This is a genomic window from Microbacterium aerolatum (assembly GCF_007988825.1).
Taxonomy (GTDB): Bacteria; Actinomycetota; Actinomycetes; order Actinomycetales; family Microbacteriaceae; genus Microbacterium; species Microbacterium aerolatum.
The window spans coordinates 140308-162118 of the sequence record NZ_BJUW01000001.1 but is presented as its reverse complement, the minus strand read 5'-3'; the positions used below and the strand labels follow the sequence as shown (position 1 = coordinate 162118).

19 protein-coding genes are annotated in these 21811 nt (G+C 67.0%); 9 read left to right on the top strand and 10 right to left on the bottom strand.

Going from position 1 to position 21811, the window contains the following annotated elements; genetic code table 11:
* Window positions 1–51 precede the first annotated feature (51 nt).
* Window positions 52–480, top strand: coding sequence for a hypothetical protein (locus MAE01_RS00730; RefSeq protein WP_282186633.1), 429 nt, complete (start codon window positions 52–54; stop codon window positions 478–480).
* Window positions 481–508: 28 nt separating this feature from the next.
* Here MAE01_RS00730 and MAE01_RS00725 read toward each other — a convergent pair whose 3' ends face one another.
* From MAE01_RS00725 to manA, 5 genes are all read right to left on the bottom strand, one after another.
* Entirely contained in the window at window positions 509–1879 is a 1371-nt protein-coding gene (locus tag MAE01_RS00725) for a DUF5719 family protein (RefSeq protein ID WP_147037641.1), read from the bottom strand.
* On the bottom strand, window positions 1876–4974 hold the full coding sequence (locus tag MAE01_RS00720; protein WP_147037640.1) for a glycosyltransferase: 3099 nt from the start codon (window positions 4972–4974) through the stop codon (window positions 1876–1878). Before MAE01_RS00720 ends, MAE01_RS00725 begins: the two co-directional genes overlap by 4 nt.
* A gap of 76 nt (window positions 4975–5050) precedes the next feature.
* Window positions 5051–5371, bottom strand: a complete 321-nt coding sequence (locus tag MAE01_RS00715) for a WhiB family transcriptional regulator (protein ID WP_147037639.1) — start codon at window positions 5369–5371, stop codon at window positions 5051–5053.
* Window positions 5372–5542: 171 nt separating this feature from the next.
* Complete coding sequence (locus MAE01_RS00710; protein ID WP_147037638.1) at window positions 5543–6871, bottom strand: HNH endonuclease signature motif containing protein; 1329 nt, start codon at window positions 6869–6871, stop codon at window positions 5543–5545.
* Window positions 6872–6971: 100 nt separating this feature from the next.
* Window positions 6972–8099: a mannose-6-phosphate isomerase, class I gene (manA, locus tag MAE01_RS00705; RefSeq protein WP_147037637.1), complete on the bottom strand. Its 1128-nt coding sequence runs from the start codon at window positions 8097–8099 to the stop codon at window positions 6972–6974.
* 94 nt (window positions 8100–8193) lie between these two features.
* Between manA and MAE01_RS00700 the strand changes: the two genes are divergently transcribed.
* Genes MAE01_RS00700 through MAE01_RS00680 form a run of 5 tightly spaced genes read left to right on the top strand, consistent with a single transcriptional unit; the run spans window position 8194 to window position 14403 of the window.
* Window positions 8194–9615: an O-antigen ligase family protein gene (locus tag MAE01_RS00700; RefSeq protein WP_147037636.1), complete on the top strand. Its 1422-nt coding sequence runs from the start codon at window positions 8194–8196 to the stop codon at window positions 9613–9615.
* On the top strand, window positions 9612–10913 hold the full coding sequence (locus MAE01_RS00695) for an O-antigen ligase family protein (RefSeq protein WP_229718297.1): 1302 nt from the start codon (window positions 9612–9614) through the stop codon (window positions 10911–10913). The genes MAE01_RS00700 and MAE01_RS00695 overlap by 4 nt, the downstream gene beginning before the upstream one ends.
* 36 nt (window positions 10914–10949) lie before the next feature.
* Window positions 10950–12860, top strand: a complete 1911-nt coding sequence (locus tag MAE01_RS00690; protein WP_147037635.1) for a glycosyltransferase — start codon at window positions 10950–10952, stop codon at window positions 12858–12860.
* Window positions 12857–13810: a glycosyltransferase gene (locus MAE01_RS00685; protein WP_147037634.1), complete on the top strand. Its 954-nt coding sequence runs from the start codon at window positions 12857–12859 to the stop codon at window positions 13808–13810. The genes MAE01_RS00690 and MAE01_RS00685 overlap by 4 nt, the downstream gene beginning before the upstream one ends.
* Window positions 13810–14403 (top strand): flagellin family protein, encoded by a 594-nt coding sequence (locus tag MAE01_RS00680; protein WP_229718296.1) that lies wholly within the window; start codon window positions 13810–13812, stop codon window positions 14401–14403. Before MAE01_RS00685 ends, MAE01_RS00680 begins: the two co-directional genes overlap by 1 nt.
* Before the next feature lie 4 nt (window positions 14404–14407).
* Here the strand turns inward: MAE01_RS00680 and MAE01_RS00675 are convergent, their stop codons facing one another.
* The 5 genes from MAE01_RS00675 to wecB are packed head-to-tail and all read right to left on the bottom strand — an operon-like array spanning window position 14408 to window position 19507.
* Entirely contained in the window at window positions 14408–15148 is a 741-nt protein-coding gene (locus tag MAE01_RS00675) for an ABC transporter ATP-binding protein (RefSeq protein ID WP_147037632.1), read from the bottom strand.
* Window positions 15148–15945, bottom strand: coding sequence for an ABC transporter permease (locus MAE01_RS00670; protein WP_147037631.1), 798 nt, complete (start codon window positions 15943–15945; stop codon window positions 15148–15150). The genes MAE01_RS00675 and MAE01_RS00670 overlap by 1 nt, the downstream gene beginning before the upstream one ends.
* A gap of 10 nt (window positions 15946–15955) precedes the next feature.
* A complete protein-coding gene (gene glf / locus MAE01_RS00665; protein ID WP_147037630.1) occupies window positions 15956–17092 on the bottom strand; it encodes a UDP-galactopyranose mutase in 1137 nt (378 codons plus the stop codon).
* Window positions 17092–18387: a nucleotide sugar dehydrogenase gene (locus tag MAE01_RS00660; protein WP_147037629.1), complete on the bottom strand. Its 1296-nt coding sequence runs from the start codon at window positions 18385–18387 to the stop codon at window positions 17092–17094. The genes glf and MAE01_RS00660 overlap by 1 nt, the downstream gene beginning before the upstream one ends.
* A 49-nt stretch (window positions 18388–18436) precedes the next feature.
* The gene (gene wecB, locus MAE01_RS00655; RefSeq protein WP_147037628.1) at window positions 18437–19507 is read right to left on the bottom strand and encodes a non-hydrolyzing UDP-N-acetylglucosamine 2-epimerase; all 1071 of its coding nucleotides are present in this window, start codon (window positions 19505–19507) and stop codon (window positions 18437–18439) included.
* A 56-nt stretch (window positions 19508–19563) separates the two neighbouring features.
* On the opposite strand from wecB, the gene MAE01_RS00650 reads away from it, so the two are divergent.
* From MAE01_RS00650 to MAE01_RS00640, 3 genes are all read left to right on the top strand, one after another.
* Window positions 19564–20025, top strand: a complete 462-nt coding sequence (locus MAE01_RS00650) for an acyltransferase family protein (RefSeq protein WP_147037627.1) — start codon at window positions 19564–19566, stop codon at window positions 20023–20025.
* A 116-nt stretch (window positions 20026–20141) separates the two neighbouring features.
* Entirely contained in the window at window positions 20142–21362 is a 1221-nt protein-coding gene (locus MAE01_RS00645) for a glycosyltransferase family protein (protein WP_229718295.1), read from the top strand.
* Window positions 21359–21808: a hypothetical protein gene (locus MAE01_RS00640; RefSeq protein WP_147037625.1), complete on the top strand. Its 450-nt coding sequence runs from the start codon at window positions 21359–21361 to the stop codon at window positions 21806–21808. The genes MAE01_RS00645 and MAE01_RS00640 overlap by 4 nt, the downstream gene beginning before the upstream one ends.
* Window positions 21809–21811: the final 3 nt, after the last annotated feature.

Genomic DNA, 21811 nt, shown 5'->3' with positions numbered 1-21811 from the left:
CCGCAGCGCCAGCCACACCCGGATGCCGCGCGGAGCACCTAGACTTTCGTCATGCCCCGTCGCCGTACCGAACGCGCCGCTGCGCCCCGTCGTGGCGCACGACACGGCCGCCACGGGCGTCTCGGACGCAGTGAGGTCGTGCGGCCTCCCCTGCCGCCGCTGGACGGCCGCATCGATCGCTTCGACGTGACCATCGGCACGGCAGTGGAATTCCTGCGCGGCACTTGGCCGGAGCTCGAGGAAGTGCGCTTCGAGATCGGCGGGCTGCCGCAGAAGGCGGATGCCGACGGCATCCCTCGCTGGCGCATCGACCGCGACGAACGCCGCATCGTGCTGTTCCGGATTCCGATCGAGCGTCTGCTCCCGCCCGGCCACGACGACGGCATCCATCGCCGGATCGCGATCGAGAGCGCCGTCTTCCGCGCGGCGGCGGAGTACGTGGGCAAGGACCCGTGGGAGTTCGGCCCCGACGGGCCCTGACGCTTCGAACGGCTCAGCGAGCGAAGGATCAGGGGTAGACGATGATCGGCGGCTGCGCCGCGGTGCCCGGCGAGAGCGGCCAGCCGGCCAGCTCATCCGTACCGGAGAGCGTCACCGCCGCCTGGATCTGCTGATCCGTCGAGAGCGAGTACGCGGTGTCGGCCGAGACATCCGCGACTGCGTCGCCATGAGCGGGGACGAAGATCTCTTCGCCGTCGCCGCCGTCGGCGGGTGTCAGCGTCACCTTCGCGTCGGCGTCCTGCGTGTTCACGAGGTGGAGGCGGGGGCCCGGGCCGTTCGGCACCGCCACGAGGATCTCGCCGCGAATGGCCTCCGCCGCAGGAGTCCACGCGAAGTCGCTGCCTGGCCCGACCCCGGTCGTCTGCCTGACGGCACCGACGAGCGGCGCGTCCGCGTCGATCTCGATGCTGTAGACACCGGCGTCCAGCCCGTCGACGCTCACCTCCGTGGGGGTGGTCGCTTCGAGCGGCACGTTGAACTGCTGCACCTCGGCGCCGCCGGAGCGCACGGTGATGCGCGCTCTGGTCGCCTGATCGGTCGCCATCAGGCGCATGACGGTGAGTCCGGTGTCCTCGCTCTTGCTCACGACCTGGACGCCGGCGAACGACAGTTCGCTCCTGGGCGCAGGGGCGCTGTCCTGCAGGTCGATGCCGGATGGGTCGAGGGTTCGGATCAGCGACGACTGCAGGACGGCTCTGACCGGCGCACCCGCGGCCGTGATCCGGACGATAGGCTCCTGGGCGCCCGCCGCGATCGAGGCGAGCGGCACGGACAGCTGCGTGCCGGCGGGGATCAGCGTGGTCGTCGCGGTCTGGTCGATTCCGTACACGACGAGGGTCGCGGTGGCGGTGACGTCACCGGGGTTGGACAGGATGATCAGGTCGTTGGTGCCGGTCTGCACTGTGCCGCCGACGAGCCAGGACTCGGTGCGCGTCTCACGGCACGGAGCTGCGGCGAGCCCGGAGAGATCGGTCGACTCGAGGGAGATCGATTCGGCCGCCGCGATCAGCGCCGCTTCGCCGCGTTCGGCGCTGCCCACCAGACGCTGGGGACCGGGGGTGTCGGGGAGGTCGGCGGAGACGAGTTCGGAACTCTCGCGGGGCCCGCTGCTGTCCACCGTGAAGTCGGGGGTGCCGGCCGATACCTGCTGCGCCGCATTCTCGGCGTTTCGGCCCACCGCGCGGAAGTCGCCGGTGCACACCAGGGTCGTATCTCCCGGGGTCGGAGTCACGGCGACCTGCGCGGGCTCGCGTGCGATCTCCGGCCATGGCAGCGCGACGGCGGCCGAGACGCCCAGGACGCACCCCACGACGACGGCGACTCCGACCAGCAGCCGGGCTCCGGTCGCGACGACCCGGACCGCACGATTCTGAGTCATCGGTCCTTCTCCTGATCGTCGGCGTTCTCTTCGGGTGGCAGGTCAGAGGCGTTCTGCTCCGGCTCGTCGGGCTGGTCCTGTTCCGGTGGCTCGATCGCGTCGTCGTGCTCCGGGGCCTCACCGGCGTCGCCGTCTTCTTCCGGCTCTTCGTCTTCTGCCGGCTCTTCGTCTTCTGCCGGCTCTTCGTCCTCGGCCTGCTCTTCGTCCTCGGCCGGCTCTTCGTCCTCAGTCGGCTCTTCGTCCTCGCCGTGCACGATCGGATGCTCCGTGCGGGATGGGAGCACGATCGGCTCCTCCGGCGAGCGACCGACGATGCGTGACTGAGCACGCGCGGCGCGACGGGACGCCCTCGTGGGGATCGCAAGCAGAAGTGCCGCGAACAGCACGATGAGGATCACGGTCGTGACCGTGTGTCCCGTACCCGCCTGCGCGCTGGTGAGTTCCGCACGCTCGCGGGGCTCCGCATTCAGCCGCCACAGCACGCCCTTGTCGGTCTCCCCGACCTTCACGAAGCCCGCGCGCTGATCCAGCGCCGTGACGGCTTCGATGCGGAACGCGCGTGCGACGTCGGATTCGTCGCCGTCGACCTGATCCAGCAGTACGAAGTGGATGCCGAGGGCGGCGAGCTCGCTGGGCGCATCGAAGGTGCGCGCCGAGAGCAGATCGACGGCGAGTGCGCTGGCGTCGGTGCCGGGCGGCTCTGTCGCGGTGCTCTGCAGGGTGGTCTGTGCCCCGAGCGTCGCGGATGCTCCCCACACGACCTCGACCGCGAGACCGCCGTCATTCTGCGGCGTGAGGACGAGCGTGGAGATCTCGCGGTCGCCGCGCGCCTCGGCGGCGACATAGGCGGGAAGGGTGCTGTCGGGTCCGTTGGTGAGCACCGCGCGCTCGGCATGCAGTGCTGTCAGCGCGGGAACCGCGCAGACCGCGAGCGACAGTCCTGCGACGGTGACGGCCGCGACGCGCAGCCCCGGCATGGTGATCGCCGTATCGAGCGTCACGATGGCCGCGCCGACCAGTCCCACCCAGGCAAGACTGAGCCCGGTGCCGGGCCAGATCTCGACCGGCACTCCCTGTGCGAAGGTGACGATCACGCCGACGGCCATGAAGGCGGTCGCGAGACCGGTCATGGCCACGCCGAGAAGGGTGATGCCGGCGCCCCAGCGCGGCGCGACCGCCGCGGCGAGAGCGAGCAGGGCGACGGGCACGATCAGCAGCGGCGCCCACGCGGCGACAGCGGGGCCGAAGACATCGGCCCAGCCTGCGAGGTCGGCCGTCGGGAATCCGGATGCCAGCAGGAGGCGCCCCATGGCGTCGGCAGCGACCTGGGGCCCGGCCCACGGGAATCCCGGATCGGCGAAGACGGCCCAGAGGTCGCCGCGCTGGACCTGCCTCAGGATCAGCGGTGCGAAGACCGCGGCCGTCGGGACGAGCAGCCACAGCAGTCGAACGGCGCCGTGGAACCAGGCGCGCGAGAGGACGACGATCAGAGCGAGCAGCCACAGCAGCGCGATGGCGGGCGCGAGCGACGGCGCGCACGCCAGCACCGCGGCGAGGATGATGGATGCCGCCCCCGCGGCGCCCCAGGACCGGTGGGCCACGACGGCCGCGTGGAACAGCCAGGGCAGCAGCAGGTGCAGCAGCACCGCGGCCGGACGCCCCTCGATCAGGGCGGTGAGGAAGGTCGGCGCGAGGGCCCAGGCGACGCCGCCGAAGATGCGCAGGCCACCGCGGTCGGTGAGGCGCGTGGCGGCGAACCAGCCGCCCAGAACGGCGAGCGGAAGCGCCGCCAGCCAGAGCAGCACCATGGCGAACGAGGGCGCTGCCGGCCACATCGATCCGATCACGGCGATCACGCCGGCGAACGGGTCGGCGGGGCCGATCAGGTCGATGCCGAGGCCGCGCTGCCCCCAGGCGGCGTCCTCCCACAGTGCTGCGACGGTGTCGCGCAGCGGAAGCAGCGCGCCTCCGCCGATCGCGGGCCACGCGAGCAGGGACGTGAAGGCCGCAGCGCTGACGACGAGCGCGCCGAGGACGGCCCAGGCACCGCCGCCGGAGAAGAAGTTGAGCTCGCTGACCGCCCCGCCCTCGCTGCCGTGACCGTCATCGAGCCGGCGGCGCAGCTGTCCGCGAGTGATGCGCAGCGGTGCGATGCTCGCCCATGACGCTGTCCGCAAAGCGCGGATGCCGCGCCGAGACCGGGCCACCCCGCCGAACTTCACCATCTCCGCGAAGGCTGCTCCCCATTCGGGGAGGACGGCGGCAGGGCGCTTGCCGATCAGGTGCACGATCGTGCGCCACAGTGCCAGCGGCAGCAGGGTCAGCCAGTGCAGCGGGACCACCGGTGCCGGCGCGTAGGCGAGGCGGCGATGCAGTTGAGCGACACGCGTGACGTACGCCCGCTGCGCCGCGCCCTGTGGCAGCGCCGCGGGGCCGTCCGGGCTCACGGAGATGCGTGCGTTCGGGGCGAGGGCGACGCGGCCGCCGCCCAGTCGCGCGCGCACGCCCAGGTCGAGGCCTTCGTCGGCTCCTGCGAGTGCGGGGTCGGGAAGGAGGCGCTCGCGCACTTCGCCGCGGACGAGCATTCCGCGGATGTCCGCGCCGAGCGCGTCGTCGCGCCCGTCGTGCTGATTCTGGTCGAGCTCCCCCGCGACGAGGTCGACGGAACGGCCGAGCCTCGTCATGGTCACTCCGAGCGAGACGAGCTCTCTCTCGTTGTCGACGTCGACGAGCTTGGGCGCGGCGATCGCCGCGGATGGAGATCGTTCGAGTGCCCCGGCGAGCTGGGCGAGCGCGTGCGGGTGCGGCGCGGAGTCCTGCGCGAGCAGCCATACGGCCGCCCCCTCGGCGACGCGGGGCATCGCCAGCCTCACGGCCGCGGCGAACGACGTGCTGCTGCGAGCCTCGATGATGCCCTCGACGATGCGTGCGACGGCGTCGCTCTCCCTGGCGGCGGTGCCGTCCCCGCAGACGACCAGAGTGACGGCGTCGGGGCGCTGAGTCTGCAGCGTCAGCGCATCGAGTGTTCGCAGCAGTTGCGCACGAGATGAAGGGCCTGGACGCGCGACGATGATGGCATGGACTCGGGTTGGCATGGCCTGGTCAGCCTATGCTCTGGGTCCGCTCGCCGTCGTCAGCGCACTCGGCGTGGCCGGGAAGCTATGCGAGCCGTCAGCCCGCGGCCTGGCGCTTGAGCTTGCGACGCTCGCGCTCGCTGAGCCCGCCCCAGATGCCGAAACGCTCGTCGTTGTTGAGCGCGTACTCCAGGCATTCACCGCGGACATCGCACGACGAGCAGATGCGCTTGGCATCGCGGGTGGAGCCGCCCTTCTCGGGGAAGAACGCCTCAGGGTCGGTCTGAGAGCAGAGCGCATCGGTCTGCCACGCGAGCGCGGTGTCTTCGTCATGATCGGGTCGCCTGACCCCGGGAACCCCGAGATTGACCGGATCGACAAACCAGTTCTCGGGAACGTCGGAACGGTAACCCGTCATATCGTTCTCCTTGCCCTTATATTGCCCCCCGCTGGGCCGTGCATCACTAATTACACCCGTGTCATTCGATCCGGTCAAGTCGCAGATCGTAAACCCTCAAGCGGATATTGAAAGTTCACGGCGTGTCATCGGCGTGTCGCGTCAGATCGCTTTGCGCGAGCGCCATCGCGATCAGGTGAAGTGGACGCGTGGCTGGGGGTGGTCGACGAAGACCCGACCGTGCGGGCTGGTCCATTCGATACGCCCGCCGGGGAGTTGTCGGGCGCGCCACCTGTGCTTCGAGTCGACGTCGGGATGTTTGAGGGAGTGGTGCCGTCGGCACAGATGACCGAGGTTGCCGCATGCGGTCACGCCGCCCCTGCTGTATTCCTCGGTGTGGTCGAGATCGCAGCGCAAAACCGATGCCGCACACCCTGGGAACCGGCACCGCCCATCACGGGCGCGCAGATACCGGCGCATCTCGGCCGTCGGCCGGTACCGGTCGGTCGCCGTGACCATCCCGGAGCACTCGTCGATATACAACCGATCCCATCCGGGAGACAGTCCGGCGATCTCACGGATGAGATCCGCATCGACCGGGCCGCATCCGGCCAGGTCGGCCGGAGCATCCGACGCTCCGGCGAGTACCGCAGCGGGAAGCGTGACCTGCACCCGTCCCCTGATCGCCTCAGCACCGGATGCGGCGACGCTCTCGGCCGCCGCGGCGAGCAGCAGGTCGATCATGACGTCGACCCGAGCCTGATCCATCGTCCGGGGGTCATCGTGCGGGGCATCCGCCAGCGACTCGCCGTCCGCGCCGAGCCCGTCGGGCCCGAGCACGAGCTCTTCCGGGATGAGGTCCTCGTCCTCGATCGTCGCCGGGTGCTTCTCGACCTCGCCGAGTACCGGGGTGCGCTCAGAAGAGTGCGGATCCTTCGCCAACCGGGCCAGCTGACTCGCACGATCCATCGCCGCGTGCGCGAGCACCGACGAGGTGAGGATGTGTATCAGGGCCGAACCGTCGTCGAAGTCATCGATCCATGCCGCCCGGTGGTCATGCGCTGCCTTGCGCTGCTCCTCGAACTTCACATCACCATGCTTTGCCGCCAGCATCCGCGTCACCGAACGGACACGGTTCGGACTCTCCCCCGACGCATAATCGACCGCGGCGAGCTCGTAGGCGAACCGCTTCTCCTGGTCATCGATCCTGGCGCCGGCGTCCGTGATGATGCGCGCATGCGTCGGGCTGATCCGCGCATCCTGAAGCGCCTGGAACGTCACCGGGAACTCCGACACCAGCACATGCGCGTTCCACATCGCTGACTCCATGGTCCGTGACGAGATACGCCCGGCCGCGCTGTACTCGGCGGTCAGAGAACGAATCGGGATGTCACGCATGTCGTCAGCGCCGACGCGCGACTCCCGCTCATCCAGCGCCTCGCCGAACGCCGCGCACAGCAACTCGGCCTCACGCGCATGCAACCGCGCCTTCTCGGCCTGAAGTTCCAGCCACTCGGACATGCGTCGCTCAGCCCTGTCAGGCGGAGCTGAGGCTGTCAACGTTGGCATGCATCCAGTTTAGAACATATGAACGAACCTTGTCAAGAGGTGCTTCGAAGCTTTATTCGACGACTGATCCCGGCTGCGCCACGAAAGCCTCTCCCCTTCCGGAGAGGACCAGCTGCGTCTCGTCCGCCGTGGCGAAGACCGCTTTGCCGACGGGGAGCGCTCGTGCGACGGCATCCGCACCTTCGATGCTCACGTCTCCGCCTGTGCCCAGCACGATCGTCGGCCCCGCCGCGTCGATCGTGACCGGCGTCCCGTCGAGCGCGACGCGGCGCAGCGCGAAGTCGGTCACCTCGACCGGATACGACGTCACCGATCCCGAGTCCGCCGGGCGAAGCACCGGCACGGTTCCAGGGGTCGTGTCGAGCACGGACAGCAGCTCCGGCACGTCGATGTGCTTGGGCGTGAGGCCTCCGCGCAGGACGTTGTCGCTCGCGGCCATGATCTCCACGCCCAGCCCCGAGACGTAGGCATGCAGAAGTCCTGCGCGCAGGAAGATGCCCTCACCGCGGCGCAGGACGATGAAGTTCATCAGCAGAGCCACCACGACACCCGGATCCCCTGGGTTGCGCTCCGCGATCGCCCGCACGGCATCCAGCTCGGCGGCGAACTCATCCGAGGTCGCACTCGAAACCGCGGCGATGATCTCGTCGACCTCCGGCTGGGCGGTTCCCGAGAGCAGCCAGGCGATGGCGTCGCGCAGCACGTCGCCTTCGCCGCTCAGGCGCTCGCGCAGCGCCGTGACGCCGCGCGACGATCCGAGCGCTTCGATCAGCCGCAGGCTGTCGGCCACCGGTCGGAGGCCACCGAGCGCCTCGAAGCGATCGCTGAGGGCGACGATCAGCTCGGGCTTGTGATTGGCGTCCCGGTAGTTGCGGTGCGGATCGTCGCTCGCGAGTCCGGCCTCGCGAGCCCAGCCGTCGCGTGCCTGTGCGACGGTGGGGTGCACCTGGATCGAGAGCGGGTCTGCGGCGGCGAGCAGCTTCAGCAGGTACGGGAGCGTGCCGCCGGTCACGGCATCCAGCGTCGTGCCGTCCTCGACGTCGGCGGGGTCCCCGGGGTGGTCGCCGAACCAGACCTCGGCCTCCGGGGCGCCCGACGGTTCTCGCCCCTCCAATGCGGCGAGAAGAGTGGGAGATCCCCAGGCGTAGTCACGGGGGGCGTTCGACAGGCTCAGCAGCATGGGCCCAGCGTACCGATGCCCTGCGACAGCCCCTGTCCGGCATGTCCGCAGCGGGACAGGGGTATGCGGGGCTCCGCGCGGTAGCCTGATTCCGATGGCGCAGTACACGAAGCATCCCGTGGCAGCCCCGCCCACCGCGCCGGAGCGCGAGTCGACGGGGCATCTGCTGCTGCGCGGTTATGCGACCCTGGTGCTGTTCGCCGTCTTCGCGCACTCTGCCGTGTACAACCTGGTGGGGCCGTACGGCGCGGGTGCCGTGATGGTCGTCTTCCTGCTCGCGGCCCTGGGAATCGGCATCCCCCTGATCGCGAAGAACCAGCCGCAGCCGTTCGCATGGCGACGCCTGCCGTGGGCGGCGCTCGGGTACGTCGTGCTCGCGCTGGTCTCGGTGGCGTGGTCGCAGTGGCGACTGCCCACCCTGATCACCTGGACGCTCCTCGGCGCGGTGACCGTGAACGCGCTGCTGCTCGCCCACGCACTGAGCTGGCATGAGATCGTGCGCTCGCTCGCCGCGGCCTTCAAATGGATCGTCGGGCTGTCGCTCGCGCTGGAACTGCTGGTCGCCGTGGTGCTCCAGCATCCGCTGCTGCCGAACTTCGTGACACTCCCCGTAGGGGATGTCGATCCGCACTGGTACTGGGTTCGCGAGAACCTCCTCGACGGCGGCCGCATCCAGGGCATCGTCGGAAACTCGAACATGCTCGCGATCATCTGCCTGTTCGCGATCATCACGTTCGGCATCCAGATCGCGATGCGTGCGCGCTGGCGCGTCACACATGCACTCTGGACACTGCTCGCGGCGTATCTGATGTTCCGCGCGTCGTCGGCGACCGCGTACCTGTGCGCCCTCGCCGCGGCCGTCGTGCTTCTGGTGGCCATCCTCATCCGGCGCACGCGCACCCCGGGCGGGAGGACACGCATCTATGCGATCTGCGGCGGGATCGTCGCCGTGGCCATCGTCGCGCTCGTCGTCTTCAGGGAGCCGCTGTTCACCGCGCTGGGTCGCGGGGCCGATCTCACGGGCCGCACCGACCTCGTCTGGACCAAGGTGCTGGAGCGTGCCGCGCAGCATCCGATCTTCGGCAACGGCTTCTCGAGCCCCTGGATCCCGACCGATCCCGCGTTCGACCAATGGATCGTCGACCACGGGATCACGGTGTTCCACGCCCACAACATGTGGCTCGACGTGCTCATGCAGCTCGGGGTGCTCGGTGTCGTCCTGATGGCCGCCGCATACCTCAGCCTGCTGTGGCGGTCGTGGTTCTTCGCTGCTGATCGCCCGCGCTGGGATCTGCGTGCCGACCGCCCCTACTCGCCGCTGACCCTGCTGCCCGCCCTGTTCACCGTCGTCCTGCTCGTCCAGGGACTCGCCGAGTCGACGCCGATCATGCTCTGGGGCTGGATGCTGCTGGTGCTGTTCTCATTCAAGATCAAGGCCGTGCCGCTGATCGGCGTGGGGCTCAGCGAGAAAGCCCGCGTCACCGATCGCGGCCGCGAGGCTCGGCGCATCCCGTGACCACCTCCCAGGCTCGCCTCAGCCGGCTGCTCGGCTCCGTCGAGATGGCGCGCGCCTACACGCTCACCGCACTCGGCGCCACGTTCGGCTCCTTCGCGATCGAGCGGATGACGTCGGCCATGACGTTCGCGACGATCATCATGATCCTCGGCATCCTGGGCGTCGCGATCCTGTTCGTGCGACGCGAGGAACTCTCGCTGCTGCGCATCGCGCCGACGTCGCTGCTGATGTTCCTGCTGCTCGCGCTGATCAGCATCCTGTGGACGACGGACAGGGCCGATACGTTCACGGGCTGGCTCTGGCTGCTGGGCTTCGCGCTGCTGGCGATCACGATCGGACACATCCGCGACACGCTCCAGACCGTGCGGGCGATCGGCGACACGCTTCGCGTCATGCTCGCCCTGTCGCTCGGGGTCGAGATCCTGTCCGGCATCCTGCTGGACGTTCCGATCCTGTTCCTCGACGTGGAGGGGAACCTGGCGATCGGCGGTCCGATCCAGGGCCTGTTCGGCACCCGCAACATGCTCGGGTTCATCGCCGTCATCGCACTGATCACGTTCGTGATCGAGTGGCGCACGCAGTCGCTGGCCGCTCCCATCGCCATTCCCTCGATCGGGCTGGCAGGTTTCCTCGCGCTCCTGTCGGCGTCGCCGACCGTGCTCGTGCTCGCCTTCGCCGTCGGCGTCGTGACGCTGGCCCTCACCATCGTGCGCCATACACCGTCCCGGCGCCGCAACTTCGTGCAGTGGATGCTGGGAGCGCTGGTCGCCGCGGCACTCGGGGTGGCCTTCGTGTTTCGGCACCAGATCATCGCGTGGATGGGCGCGGGCTCCGACTTCTCCACCCGCGCGGACCTGTGGAACCAGATCCTCGATTTCGTGGCGGTCAAGCCGCTCCAGGGCTGGGGCTGGTTCGGGCCGTGGCAGCGCGGTGAGTACCCCTTCACGTACATCAACTATCTGCTGGACGACCGTCACGAGACGGCGCTGAACGCATACTTCGACGTGCTGCTGCAGCTCGGGATCGTCGGCCTGCTGCTGTTCCTCCTGCTGGGCGGAGTCGCGCTGGTCCGGTCGTGGCTCGTGGCGAGCGCACGGCGATCCGTGGTCTACGCGTGGACGCCGCTCGTGCTGGTGACCCTCGCGGTCGACTCGATGTTCGAGAGCTTCACGCTCGCCGGCGCCGGCTGGTTCATGCTCGTGCTGTGCGCGCTGCGCGCCGGGCAGTCGCGTTCGTGGCGGGAGAGCATCGATGCGGCCAACACCGGTGTCATCCCGACGCTGCGCGCGCAGGAGTGACCGGGGATCCACATGTGCGGCAGGTAGGCTGTCCGGGTGTCACACGTCCTTCAGAATGTCGTCTTCCCCCTCGATCGCGACCCTGATCTGCTCCCGCTGTATGCCGATCCCGAAACATGGTCGGTCATCGATGAGAAGCCGGTGCGCGTCTCGAACCGCGCTCAGCTCGGCAACATCCTCGGGCGCCATCGCGCCCGGATCGTCTCCGGTCGCCGCGTCTCACTCGGCACGTACTTCAACGCGTTCCCCGCGTCGTACTGGCAGCACTGGACCAGCGTGCGGCAGGTGCGGCTCACGGTGCGTACGACTGGGCCGGCGACGATCCTCGTGTATCGCTCCAACGGTTCTGGAGTGCGGCAGCGCGTCGACACGCGTGAGGTGACGGGCGAGGCGACCACGGCCTTCGATCTCGAGCTGACGCAGTACAGCGACGGCGGCTGGATCTGGTTCGACGTCGTCGCCGAAGACAAGCAGGCAGTGCTCGAGGGCGCCCAGTGGACGACCGAGCAGGAACCGGCCCGTACCGGCAAGGCGTCGCTCGGCATCACCACGTACAACAAGCCCGACTACTGCGTCGAGACGCTGCAGGCCTTGGCGGCATCTCCCGACGCGCTCGAGTTCGTCGACCGCATCTTCCTCGTGGATCAGGGCACGCAGCTCGTGGCCGATCAGGACGGCTATGGCGAGGTCGCCGAAGCGCTCGGTGACACGCTGCAGGTGATCCGTCAGCCCAACCTCGGCGGTTCCGGCGGGTTCGCCCGGGCGATGCACGAGACGCTTCAGCGCCCGGAGAGCGACTTCGTCCAGCTGCTGGACGACGACGTGCGACTGGAGCCGGAGTCGCTGCGTCGCTCGATCGTGTTCGGTCAGTATGCGACGTCGCCCGTCCTCGTCGGCGGTCACATGTTCGACCTGCTCGACCGGCCCAAACTGCACGGCTGGGCCGAGGTCGTGGACGAGTCGCCGTTCATGTGGCGCAATCTATATCAGGACGAGATGCCGCACGACTTCGGTGCATCGAACCTCCGTCAGTCGACACTGTTGCACATGCGCATGGATGCCGACTACAACGGCTGGTGGATGTGCCTGATCCCGCTGGATGCGATCCGCGAGGTCGGTCTCTCCCTCCCTGCCTTCATCAAGTGGGACGATGCGGAGTTCTGCCTGCGCGCCGGCGAAGCCGGCTTCCCGACGGTCTCCATGCCGGGGGTCGCACTCTGGCACGTTTCCTGGGTGAACAAGGACGACACCATCGACTGGCAGGCGTACTTCCACGCCCGCAACCGGATCGTCGCAGGGCTGCTGCACTCGAACGCACTGCGTGGCGGGCGACTGATCAGACACAGCCGTCGTGCGGACCTGAAGCACCTGATGATGATGCAGTACTACCCCGTCGAATTGCGTGCGCGGGCACTGCGCGATGTGCTGTCCGGTCCTGCTCACATGGCGAAGAACATCAGTACGGCCATGCCCGACGCACGCGCCTTGGCCGCGGTCTATCCGGAGACGGTCGTTCACCGCGACCCTTCGGCGGTGCTCCATTCGCGCTTCGGACGCCGGGTGTACAAGCAGACGTCCCGACACGAGTTCGACAGCCCGAGCGGTCTGAAGCTGCGCTGGTTCACGCTCGTGACTCTCATCGCCCACTGGGTGCACAAGCCGGATCCGGCGAACGTCGAACGGCCCGAGGTCGAGTTCGGCAAGGAGGACGCTCACTGGTGGCGCGTACCCTCGTTCGACAGCGCGCTCGTCAGCGCGGCCGACGGCTCCGGCAAGAACATCTACACGCGCGATCGCAAGAAGTATCGCCGGATGCTGCGCGACACGCTGCGACTCCACGCCGAACTGCAGCGGCGGTGGCCCGAACTGCAGCGTCGGTATCGTCAGGCGCTGCCTGAAATGGTCTCGCCCGAATCCTGGCAGAAGATCTTCGAGGAGCAGGCATGACCGCGGTGTTCGATCCGGCCTCAGCGGCGATCGTCATCGTCACGTTCAACCGTTCGCACCTGCTCTCCGGACTGCTCGCGAGCATCAGCGCGATGGATCCCAAGCCGGGCCGCGTCGTCATCATCGACAACGCATCGGCCGACGACACCACCGACGTCGTGGAGTCGTTCCGCGACGGCATCGGCACGGAGATCGTGTACCGCAGGCTCGAGACGAACACCGGCGGATCCGGCGGATTCAGCGAGGGTATGCGCACGGCATACGAGCTCGGCAGCGAGTGGATCTGGATGATGGACGACGACGTCGAGGTCATCCCCGACGGCCTCGCGAAGATGGGCAAATGGACCCCTCGCTTCAAGAGCATCCAGGGCCGACGCTACGACTACGACGGCAGCGAGTTCTACTGGCAGTACCGGATCGCCGAGCGCATGGGCATCCCGATTCCGTTCGCGCCGGCCGGATTCGACGAATCCGGCTTCAAGGAGATGAACAGCGGATGCTTCGAGGGCATGTTCATCCACCGCTCGATAGTGGCGCAGATCGGGCTGCCCGACCCTCGCTTCTTCATCTACTGGGATGACCAGATGTACGGCTGGCTCGCGTCGCGCCTCACGACGGCGGTGATCGTGAACGAGTTCGTCCTGCGCCGCACTCGCGAGATCAAGCAGTGGGACATGGGAGTGCGCCACATGAACGCGTCCAGCAACGCATACCGGTACTACATCATGCGCAATCGGGCGTTCATCAAGCACTACTACCGTGTGCATGGTGTCTACAACCCGGTGCTCTTCGGCCTCGGCACCACGGCGACGTTCTTCAAAGAACTCATCCGACTCGTGTTCGTCGAGAGAACCGTGCGGGGCACCAGTAATCTGTTCCGAGGCATCCGCGATGGCGGCAAGGCCGCCCGCGATCGTAGCTGGCGACCCATGCCGGCATTGGAGCAGTGATGAGCGACGAACAGCAGCCGCGACCCGAATGGATCTTCCCCGAGGAGAAGAAGAGCAACAAGGGGCGGATCTGGCTGATCGTCGGGCTCTCGGCGCTCGCCCTGGCGATCATCGGCGTTCTGCTGTTCTTCCTGATCCCGCGAGACGGCGAGCCCGCACCGACGACGAGTCCGAGCGCGTCCGCGACGACGACACCCACCTCCACGCCGAGCCCGACAGCGACCGCGACGTCCGCGCCGACTCCGACCACGGAGCCCGCGCCGACCCAGCCGCCGGTGCCTGACCCCGACCTCGACACATTCAGGGGGCAGGTCCAGCCGCGACTGGATGACGCCACTCGAGGCTTGCAGCTGGTCAAGGACAACATGGATCTGGGCGCGCAGATCGTCGACTCGCTGCAGAACGACGCAGCCGCGTTGTCGGACACACCGGCGCCCAGCTCGATCTCCGACGATTGGAGTGACGCGGTGTCGCAGTATGCCTCGAAGCTCGGCGAGCTCCGCGCCGCGTACGACAACGGCACGGACCTCCAAGCGCCTCTGGACGCCGCAGGTAGCGCGTTGCAGAAGGTGCGCGCCCTGGTCGGGCTCTGAGCCGCTACCTCGTGCCGGAGTCGGCGTTGTAGCGGTCCAGCACCTCGTTGATCCCGGCATCCAGCACGAGCGAGCCCTTGTTGAGATAGAGACCGCGCTTGCAGAACCGGCGCAGGTCTCGCTCGTTGTGGCTGACGAAGAACAGCGTGCGACCCTCGGCGAGCAGCTCGTCGATGCGCTGGTAGCACTTGTCGCGGAAGGCCTTGTCCCCGACGGCGAGCACCTCGTCGACGAGGAGGATCGGCTCGTTGAGCTGCGACACGACAGAGAAGGCCAGGCGCACCTTCATCCCGTTGGAGAGGTGCTTGTACGGGGTCTCCTGGAACTCTTCGAGCTCGGCGAAGGCGATCATGTCGTCGTAGCGACTGGCGACCTCCGCTTTCGACATCCCATGCAGCCCGGCCGTCAGGCGAACGTTCTCACGGACGGTGAGGTCGCCGACGAAGCCGCCGGTCAATTCGATCAGCGGTGCGACTCCCCCGTTGACGGCCACTGATCCCTCGTCCGGCAGCAGCACCCCGGCGACCAGCCGAAGCAGTGTCGACTTGCCCTGCCCGTTACGCCCGACGACTCCGATCGACTCCCCCGGCTGCACAGTGAAGGAGACGTCTCGCAGCGCCCAGAACTCGCCGGGACGGCTGCGCCTGGACGCGCCGGCGAACATGTCCTTGAAACTGCGGCGCCCTCGTCTGTTGCGCCGAAAATGGACGCCGAGTCCCTGGACTTCGATCGCTGCTTCCTGCATCACAGCTCCTTCAGAACCGGGCGCTCGAGGGCGCGGAACACCCACCAGCCCAGGGCGAAGATCATGAGACTCATGGCGACGCCGATGAGCACCGTCCACGTGTGCCATTGATCGGGGAAGAACGCCATGCGGTAGAGGGTGAAGATGCCGGCGAGCGGATTGAAGGCACCGATCGTCTCGAACGGGCCCGGCAGATCCGAGACGCTGTAGATGATCGGCGTCGCGTAGAAGAGCGCGCGCAGGATGAGACCGGTGGTGCGTTCGAGATCCGCGTACAGAGCGCACAGCGGCGCGACCAGCATCCCGAGGCCGGTGAGCAGGATCACTTGCACGACGACCGCCACGGGGAACCAGAGGATGCCCCAGCCGAAGTGCGCGCCAGGCGAGAAGATCGCGAAGAGCGCCAGCACCGGCAGGGAGAAGAGGAACTCCATGCCCTTGCTCAGCACGATGCGGTTGACCCAGATCGAGCGCGGGATGTTCGTCGACCGCACCAGGCGAGAATCCTTCTTGAACGCCTTGGTGAAGTCGGAGACCGAGGAGTTGAACCACACCCAGGGCAGCAGCGCGCTGATCAGGAAGACGATGTAGGGCTGCTCACCGATACGGTCGCGCTGGAACACCTGGGTGAAGACGAACCAGTAGATCGCGCTCATGACCAGCGGGTCGAGTACCGACCAGAGGTAGCCGAGGAAGCTCGTCGCGTAGCGGACCTTGAGGTCGCGGGCTGAGAGCAGCCACAACGAATGCAGATACCGCCGGGGCGTTCCCGGCGCCCCGACAGCAGCGTGACTCACGGTTCCGAGTCTAGGAGAGGGAGTTGTTCCACATCGACAGCGCCGAGCCGATGGCCATGTGCATGTCGAGGTACTGGTACGTGCCCAGACGCCCGCCGAAGTGGACGTCCTTCTCACCCTTCTGCAGTTCGCGATAGGCGAGCAGGCCCTCACGGTCGGCGGGGGTGTTCACCGGGTAGTACGGTTCGTCGCTCTTCTCCGCGAAGCGGGAGAACTCGCGCATGATGACCGTCTTGTCCGTCGGATAGAGGTCCTTGCGCTCGGGGTGGAAGTGCTTGAACTCATGGATGCGCGTGAACGGGATGTCCATGTCGGGGTAGTTCATGACGGGTGTGCCCTGGAAGTCGCCGATGTTCAGCACCTCCTGCTCGAAGTCGAGCGTGCGCCAGCTGAGTTCGCCCTCTGCGTAGTCGAAGTAGCGGTCGACGGGGCCGGTGTAGACGATCGGGACCTGACCGACGAGCGTCTTGCGGTTCAACGGCTGGGACTCGTCGAAGAAGTCGACGTTCAGCTTCACCTCGATGTTCGGATGCTCCGCCATCCGCTCGAGCCACGCGGTGTAGCCGTCGGTCGGCAGGCCCTCCCAGGTGTCGTTGAAGTAGCGGTTGTCGTAGTTGTAGCGAACAGGGAGGCGACTGACGATGTCACCGGACAGCTTGTGCGGGTCGGTCTGCCACTGCTTCGCCGTGTAGTCGCGGAAGAACGCCTCGAACAGCGGTCGCCCGACGAGGGCGATGCCCTTCTCCTCGAAGTTCTGCGCGGACTTGACGTCGAACTCGCCGGCCTGCTCCTTGATGAGCGCGCGCGCCTCGTCGGGCGAGTACGCCGCCTGGAAGAACTGGTTGATCGTGCCCAGGTTCACCGGCATCGGATACACGACGCTCTTGTGGTTCGTGTAGACGCGGTGGACGTAGTTCGTGAAGGTCGTGAAACGGTTGACGTACTCCCACACCGTCGGGTTCGAGGTGTGGAACAGGTGCGCACCGTAGCAGTGGACCTCGATGCCGGTCTCCGGCTCGGCCTCGCTGTAGGCGTTTCCGCCGATGTGGGGGCGGCGCTCGATGACGGTGACCTTGCGGCCGGCATCTGCGGCACGCTCGGCGATGGTGAGGCCGAAGAAACCCGAGCCTACGACGAGAAGATCCATCAGGCGGCCGTCCCGACGACGATGCGGGGCGTTCCGGCCCAGAGGGCGGCGTCGGAGGCGTTGCGCCCATCGACGAGGAGCTTCACACCGGGGAGGTCTGCCGGGGTGAGGGTCTTGTAGTCCGCGTGGTCGGTCTGCAGGATGACCAGGTCAGCGTCGCCGCCGATCTCATACGGTTCGAACCCGAGTCCGCGTAGTTCCTCGTCGGTGTAGAGCGGGTCGTGCACGACGACCTGCGCTCCACGATCCGTCAGCGCCTTCACGGTCGGGAACACACCGGAGAACGCGGTCTCCTTCACCCCGCCCCGGTACGCGGCGCCCAGGACGACTGCCTTCTGACCGGACAGGTCGCCGAGGATGCCCTCGGCCTGCGCGACCAGACGCTCGGGCATCGACGCGTTCAGCTGTCGGGCGACCCGCACGATGTCCGCATCAGGATCGGTGGAAAGGTACAGGCGCGGGTAGACCGGGATGCAGTGACCGCCGACGGCGATGCCGGGACGGTGAATGTGACTGTAGGGCTGCGAGTTGCACGCTTCGATGACCTTGTAGACATCGATGCCGTGTGAGGCGGCGAACAGACCGAACTGGTTGGCCAGACCGATGTTCACATCCCGGTAGGTCGTCTCAGCCAACTTCGCCATCTCTGACGCCTCGGTCGAGCCGAGGTCCCACACTCCATTGGGCTGGGCAAGGTCCGGACGCTCATCGAACTGCAGCACGGCCTCGTAGAACTCGCGCGCACGGCGGTTTCCCTCGTCTGAGAGCGCACCGATCAGCTTCGGGTACTTGCGCAGGTCCGCGAACACCCGACCGGTCAGGACCCGCTCCGGCGAGTATGCGAGGAAGAAATCCTCCCCCTCCTTCAGCCCGGAGCCCTCTTCCAGCATCGGCTTCCACCGGTTACGAGTCGTGCCCACCGGCAGTGTGGTCTCGTAGGACACCAGCGTGCCAGGGGTGAGGTGCTCGGACAGCGAACGCGTCGCCGCATCCATGTACTTGAAGTCCGGCTCCCACGTCTCGTCATTCACGAACACCGGGGCGACCAGCACCACGGCATCCGCACCGGGGATCGCGTCCGCGTAATCCGTGGTCGCACGAAGGCGGCGGGCCGGGATCAGCTCGGCAAGCTTCTCCTGCAGATGCGCTTCACCCGGGAATGGCTCAACGCCGGCGTTGATCGTGTCAACAGCCCGCTGATTCACATCCACACCGACCACATCATGACCGGAGTCAGCGAACTGGACGGCGAGGGGAAGCCCGATCTTTCCGAGGGCGACAACGGCAATACGCATGAAAACCAGTCTACGGGGCGAGGATCCCCCTCGACGCTCAGGTTCGCTCTCAGTCCCCAGCGGCCCGGATCAGTTCCTGGATCACGCGCTCCGCCGCGTGGCCGTCACCGTACGGTGCGGCATCGGTCTCGTTCGGGTGCGGGCGGGTCACCGCCGCGGCGATCTCCTCCGCGCTGTTGGCCAGCACGTTCCATCCCAGCTGAATCGTCTCCACCCACTCGGTCTCAGTCCGAACCGTGGTGCATGGAACGCCGAGCAGGAATGCTTCCTTCTGCAAACCGCCCGAGTCGGTGACAACACCCGCGCTCGAAAGTGCTGCGGCGATCAAGTCCGCATAGGCCAACGGCGCGCGGGCGACGAGAGAACCCTGCGTGAGTTCGATGCCGTGCGACGCCGCTTTCGCCACCACGCGCGGGTGCGCGAGGAGCACGACAGGCTTATCCAGACCCGCCAGGCCCGCCGCCACCTCTCGCAGCCGGGCAGGGTCGTCGGTGTTCTCAGCCCTATGGATCGTCGCGAGATAGTATTCCCCGCTCCCGAGGCCCAACTCCCCCAGAAGCACCGAAGGCGCGCCCGCGACCTGGTCGCGCACCTCGAAGAGCACATCGGTCATGACATCACCCACGAGCACCGTACGGGCAGCCAAGCCCTCAGTGGCGAGGTGGTCAACGGCGACCTGGGTGGGAGCGAGCAGCAGGTCCGACGCGTGGTCCGTCATGACGCGGTTGTGCTCTTCAGGCATCCGACGATTGAAGCTACGCAAGCCGGCTTCGAGATGCGCGACCGGGATGTGCATCTTTACCGCGCTCAGCGCCGCCGCGACGGTGGAGTTCGTGTCGCCGTAGACGAGAACCCAGTCCGGACGGTGCTCATCGAACACCGCGTCGAGTGCCGCAAGCATGGCACCGGTCTGGACTCCGTGGGAGCCGCTGCCGACGCCGAGGTGCACGTCGGGAGCGCCGATGCCGAGGTCCTCGAAGAAGACGTCGGAAAGCATCGGGTCGTAGTGCTGTCCGGTATGCACGATGACATGTTCCACCCCAGCGGCAAGCGCCGCCTTGTGGATAGGAGCGAGTTTGACGAACTGGGGACGGGCGCCCACGACACTGACGATCTTCACGGAACCACAGTCTATGCGGCGTGCACGCGCAGGCCTGGCCTCTAGAATGAGGGACTATGGTCAGCGCACCCGTGCACGCTACGGGCACACCCCGGTTGGATTCCCTGACCAGCCTCCGGTGGTGGGCCGCTCTCGCCGTATTCTTCTTCCACGTGCGCAACATTGTGCCGCTTCCGGGCGTCGTCGGCGAACTCGCCCGTTACGGCAACTTCGGCGTTGCATTCTTCTTCATTCTGTCCGGCTTCGTCTTGACTTGGTCCTGGCAGCCGTCCGTCGGGATCGGGACCTTCTATTGGCGCCGTTTCGCAAGGATCTACCCCCTGCATATAGTGACGCTTCTCGCGGCGATCCCGGTCTTCTACAGCTTGTCCCCCAACCCTGCGCAGAGCTGGGTCAAGCCGATGGACGTCGCGGTGCTCGTTTTGAGCCAGAACAACTTCGTCGCGCGCCGCATCAGTCGACGCGCGATCGTGAACGATGCCAGCGCTCGGGTACGAACCGGACAGGAGATCAAGTGACCGACGACCGACGACCGCACCTGCTGTACGTGGCGTGGGGGTACCCCCCATCCCGCGGAAGCGGCGTGTATCGCGCATGGGCAACGGCGAACGCATTCGCTGCGGCAGGGTGGGACGTGACCGTGCTCACCGTGCCGCGCGAGGTCTTCGAGATGTCTACTGGCGTCGATCTCACGCTCGAGGCCCGCGTCGACCCGTCGATCAGGATAGTCCGTATTCCGTTCCACTCGGGCGCCTTCACCAATGACCTCCGCGACTGGTCATGGTTGCGGGCACACGCGCCCGAGGTTTGGAACGTCCTTCAAGCCCGGAGGGAGCAACGCTCCTTTCCTGAGCGCGCCTACGGCGGTTGGCGCCCCGCGTTGGAGGAAGCGGCGGTCCGAATTCATCGTGATCATCCTGTTGATCTGACGATTGGCACTGCGAACCCCAACGTGGACTTCGTGCCCGGATACATACTGAGCACCGAATTCGGCGTACCAGCGGTCATGGACCACCGAGATGCGTGGTCGGTCGATATCTATTCGGGACGACGAACTGTCGATCCAGGTAGTCGCGCGGGCGCCTGGGAGCGCAAGCTGATCGGTGACGCGGCAGAGGTATGGTTTGTGAATCAGCCGATCAGGGATTGGTACGCGCAGCAGTATCCCGATGCCGCTGCACGCTTCCTGGTCGTCGAGAACGGCTACGACGAGGAATTGGTGTTCCCTCCGCGGTCCCGGCCGGATGGAGAAGGTCTCACCTTCGGGTACATAGGTACGATCTCAGCCGCCGTACCGATGCAGGAGCTGGTCTCGGGCTGGGCGCTTGCCAGACGGCGAAGCGCGCTGGTTCGGGCTGCTCGCATGGATCTCTACGGCTACCTCAACCATCTCGGCGTCCCCGGCGCGAATATGGTGCGCTCGATGGATGAATTCGCCGAGAACGGGATCCGCTATCTCGGGCCGGTCGGCCGCGGGGAGATCGCACGGACTTATGCAACCTTTGATGCTCTTGTGCTGACGTTTGGCGCAGGACGGTTCATCACAGGCGGCAAGGTCTACGAGTACGCGTCAACCGGACTTCCCATCATCTCGGTCCACGACCCCGAGAATGAGACCTCGCGCACCCTCGCTGAGTATCCCGGGTGGCGCGGGGTCTCGGCCATGACGGCAGAAGCGATCGCTGACGCCTTCATCGCTACCGCCGAAGACGCGCAAAAACGTTCGGAGGCCGATCAACGCGACGCGCGTGCGTTCGCTGCGCGGTACTCCCGCACAGCACAGTTGGCACCGCGGATCCAATCCTGGACTTCGCGCGTCAACACTCAACCGCGTGATGCGAGGGGAACCCGATGATTGTTGTCCTTCTCAGCCCATCCGGCTCATTCGCCGCAGCGATCGATTCTCTGCCCCTAGACGACGAGAACGACACCACCATTCTGATCACCGCATTGAAAAGTGATTTCTCACAAGACGCAACCGAGATTCTCTTGGGACAGCGGGCTCTCGGAGCGACAGGTCGGTGGATTTCAATACTCGAACGATCGGTCATCGGCCGCAATCTCCTGCGCGTCCTACCGATCGATGGCGGGTACCGATTCGCCGCTCGTGCACGCCGAAACCCGGAGTTTCGGACTGCGATCGCACGCGCGGACCTCGTCGTCGCATTGGAGCGCGATGCCGTGCTGGCGTCATGGATTGGATTGCGGCGCTGGGCACCATCGAACGCTCGCGGTGTGTTCGGGCTTGCGCCCGCCCGCGCGTTACTCACGAGCGGGCGTGGAGCGTGGTCAAGGACCTGAGCA

Bases quoted from the DNA above. Each gene is read 5' to 3' on its own strand.
- MAE01_RS00730 (WP_282186633.1), top strand. From the start codon at position 52: ATGCCCCGTCGCCGTACCGAACGCGCCGCTGCGCCCCGTCGTGGCGCA.
- MAE01_RS00725 (WP_147037641.1), bottom strand. From the start codon at position 1,879: ATGACTCAGAATCGTGCGGTCCGGGTCGTCGCGACCGGAGCCCGGCTG.
- MAE01_RS00720 (WP_147037640.1), bottom strand. From the start codon at position 4,974: ATGCCAACCCGAGTCCATGCCATCATCGTCGCGCGTCCAGGCCCTTCA.
- MAE01_RS00715 (WP_147037639.1), bottom strand. From the start codon at position 5,371: ATGACGGGTTACCGTTCCGACGTTCCCGAGAACTGGTTTGTCGATCCG.
- MAE01_RS00710 (WP_147037638.1), bottom strand. From the start codon at position 6,871: ATGTCCGAGTGGCTGGAACTTCAGGCCGAGAAGGCGCGGTTGCATGCG.
- manA (WP_147037637.1), bottom strand. From the start codon at position 8,099: ATGCTGCTGAGCCTGTCGAACGCCCCCCGTGACTACGCCTGGGGATCT.
- MAE01_RS00700 (WP_147037636.1), top strand. From the start codon at position 8,194: ATGGCGCAGTACACGAAGCATCCCGTGGCAGCCCCGCCCACCGCGCCG.
- MAE01_RS00685 (WP_147037634.1), top strand. From the start codon at position 12,857: ATGACCGCGGTGTTCGATCCGGCCTCAGCGGCGATCGTCATCGTCACG.
- MAE01_RS00680 (WP_229718296.1), top strand. From the start codon at position 13,810: ATGAGCGACGAACAGCAGCCGCGACCCGAATGGATCTTCCCCGAGGAG.
- MAE01_RS00675 (WP_147037632.1), bottom strand. From the start codon at position 15,148: ATGCAGGAAGCAGCGATCGAAGTCCAGGGACTCGGCGTCCATTTTCGG.
- glf (WP_147037630.1), bottom strand. From the start codon at position 17,092: ATGGATCTTCTCGTCGTAGGCTCGGGTTTCTTCGGCCTCACCATCGCC.
- MAE01_RS00660 (WP_147037629.1), bottom strand. From the start codon at position 18,387: ATGCGTATTGCCGTTGTCGCCCTCGGAAAGATCGGGCTTCCCCTCGCC.
- MAE01_RS00650 (WP_147037627.1), top strand. From the start codon at position 19,564: ATGGTCAGCGCACCCGTGCACGCTACGGGCACACCCCGGTTGGATTCC.
- MAE01_RS00640 (WP_147037625.1), top strand. From the start codon at position 21,359: ATGATTGTTGTCCTTCTCAGCCCATCCGGCTCATTCGCCGCAGCGATC.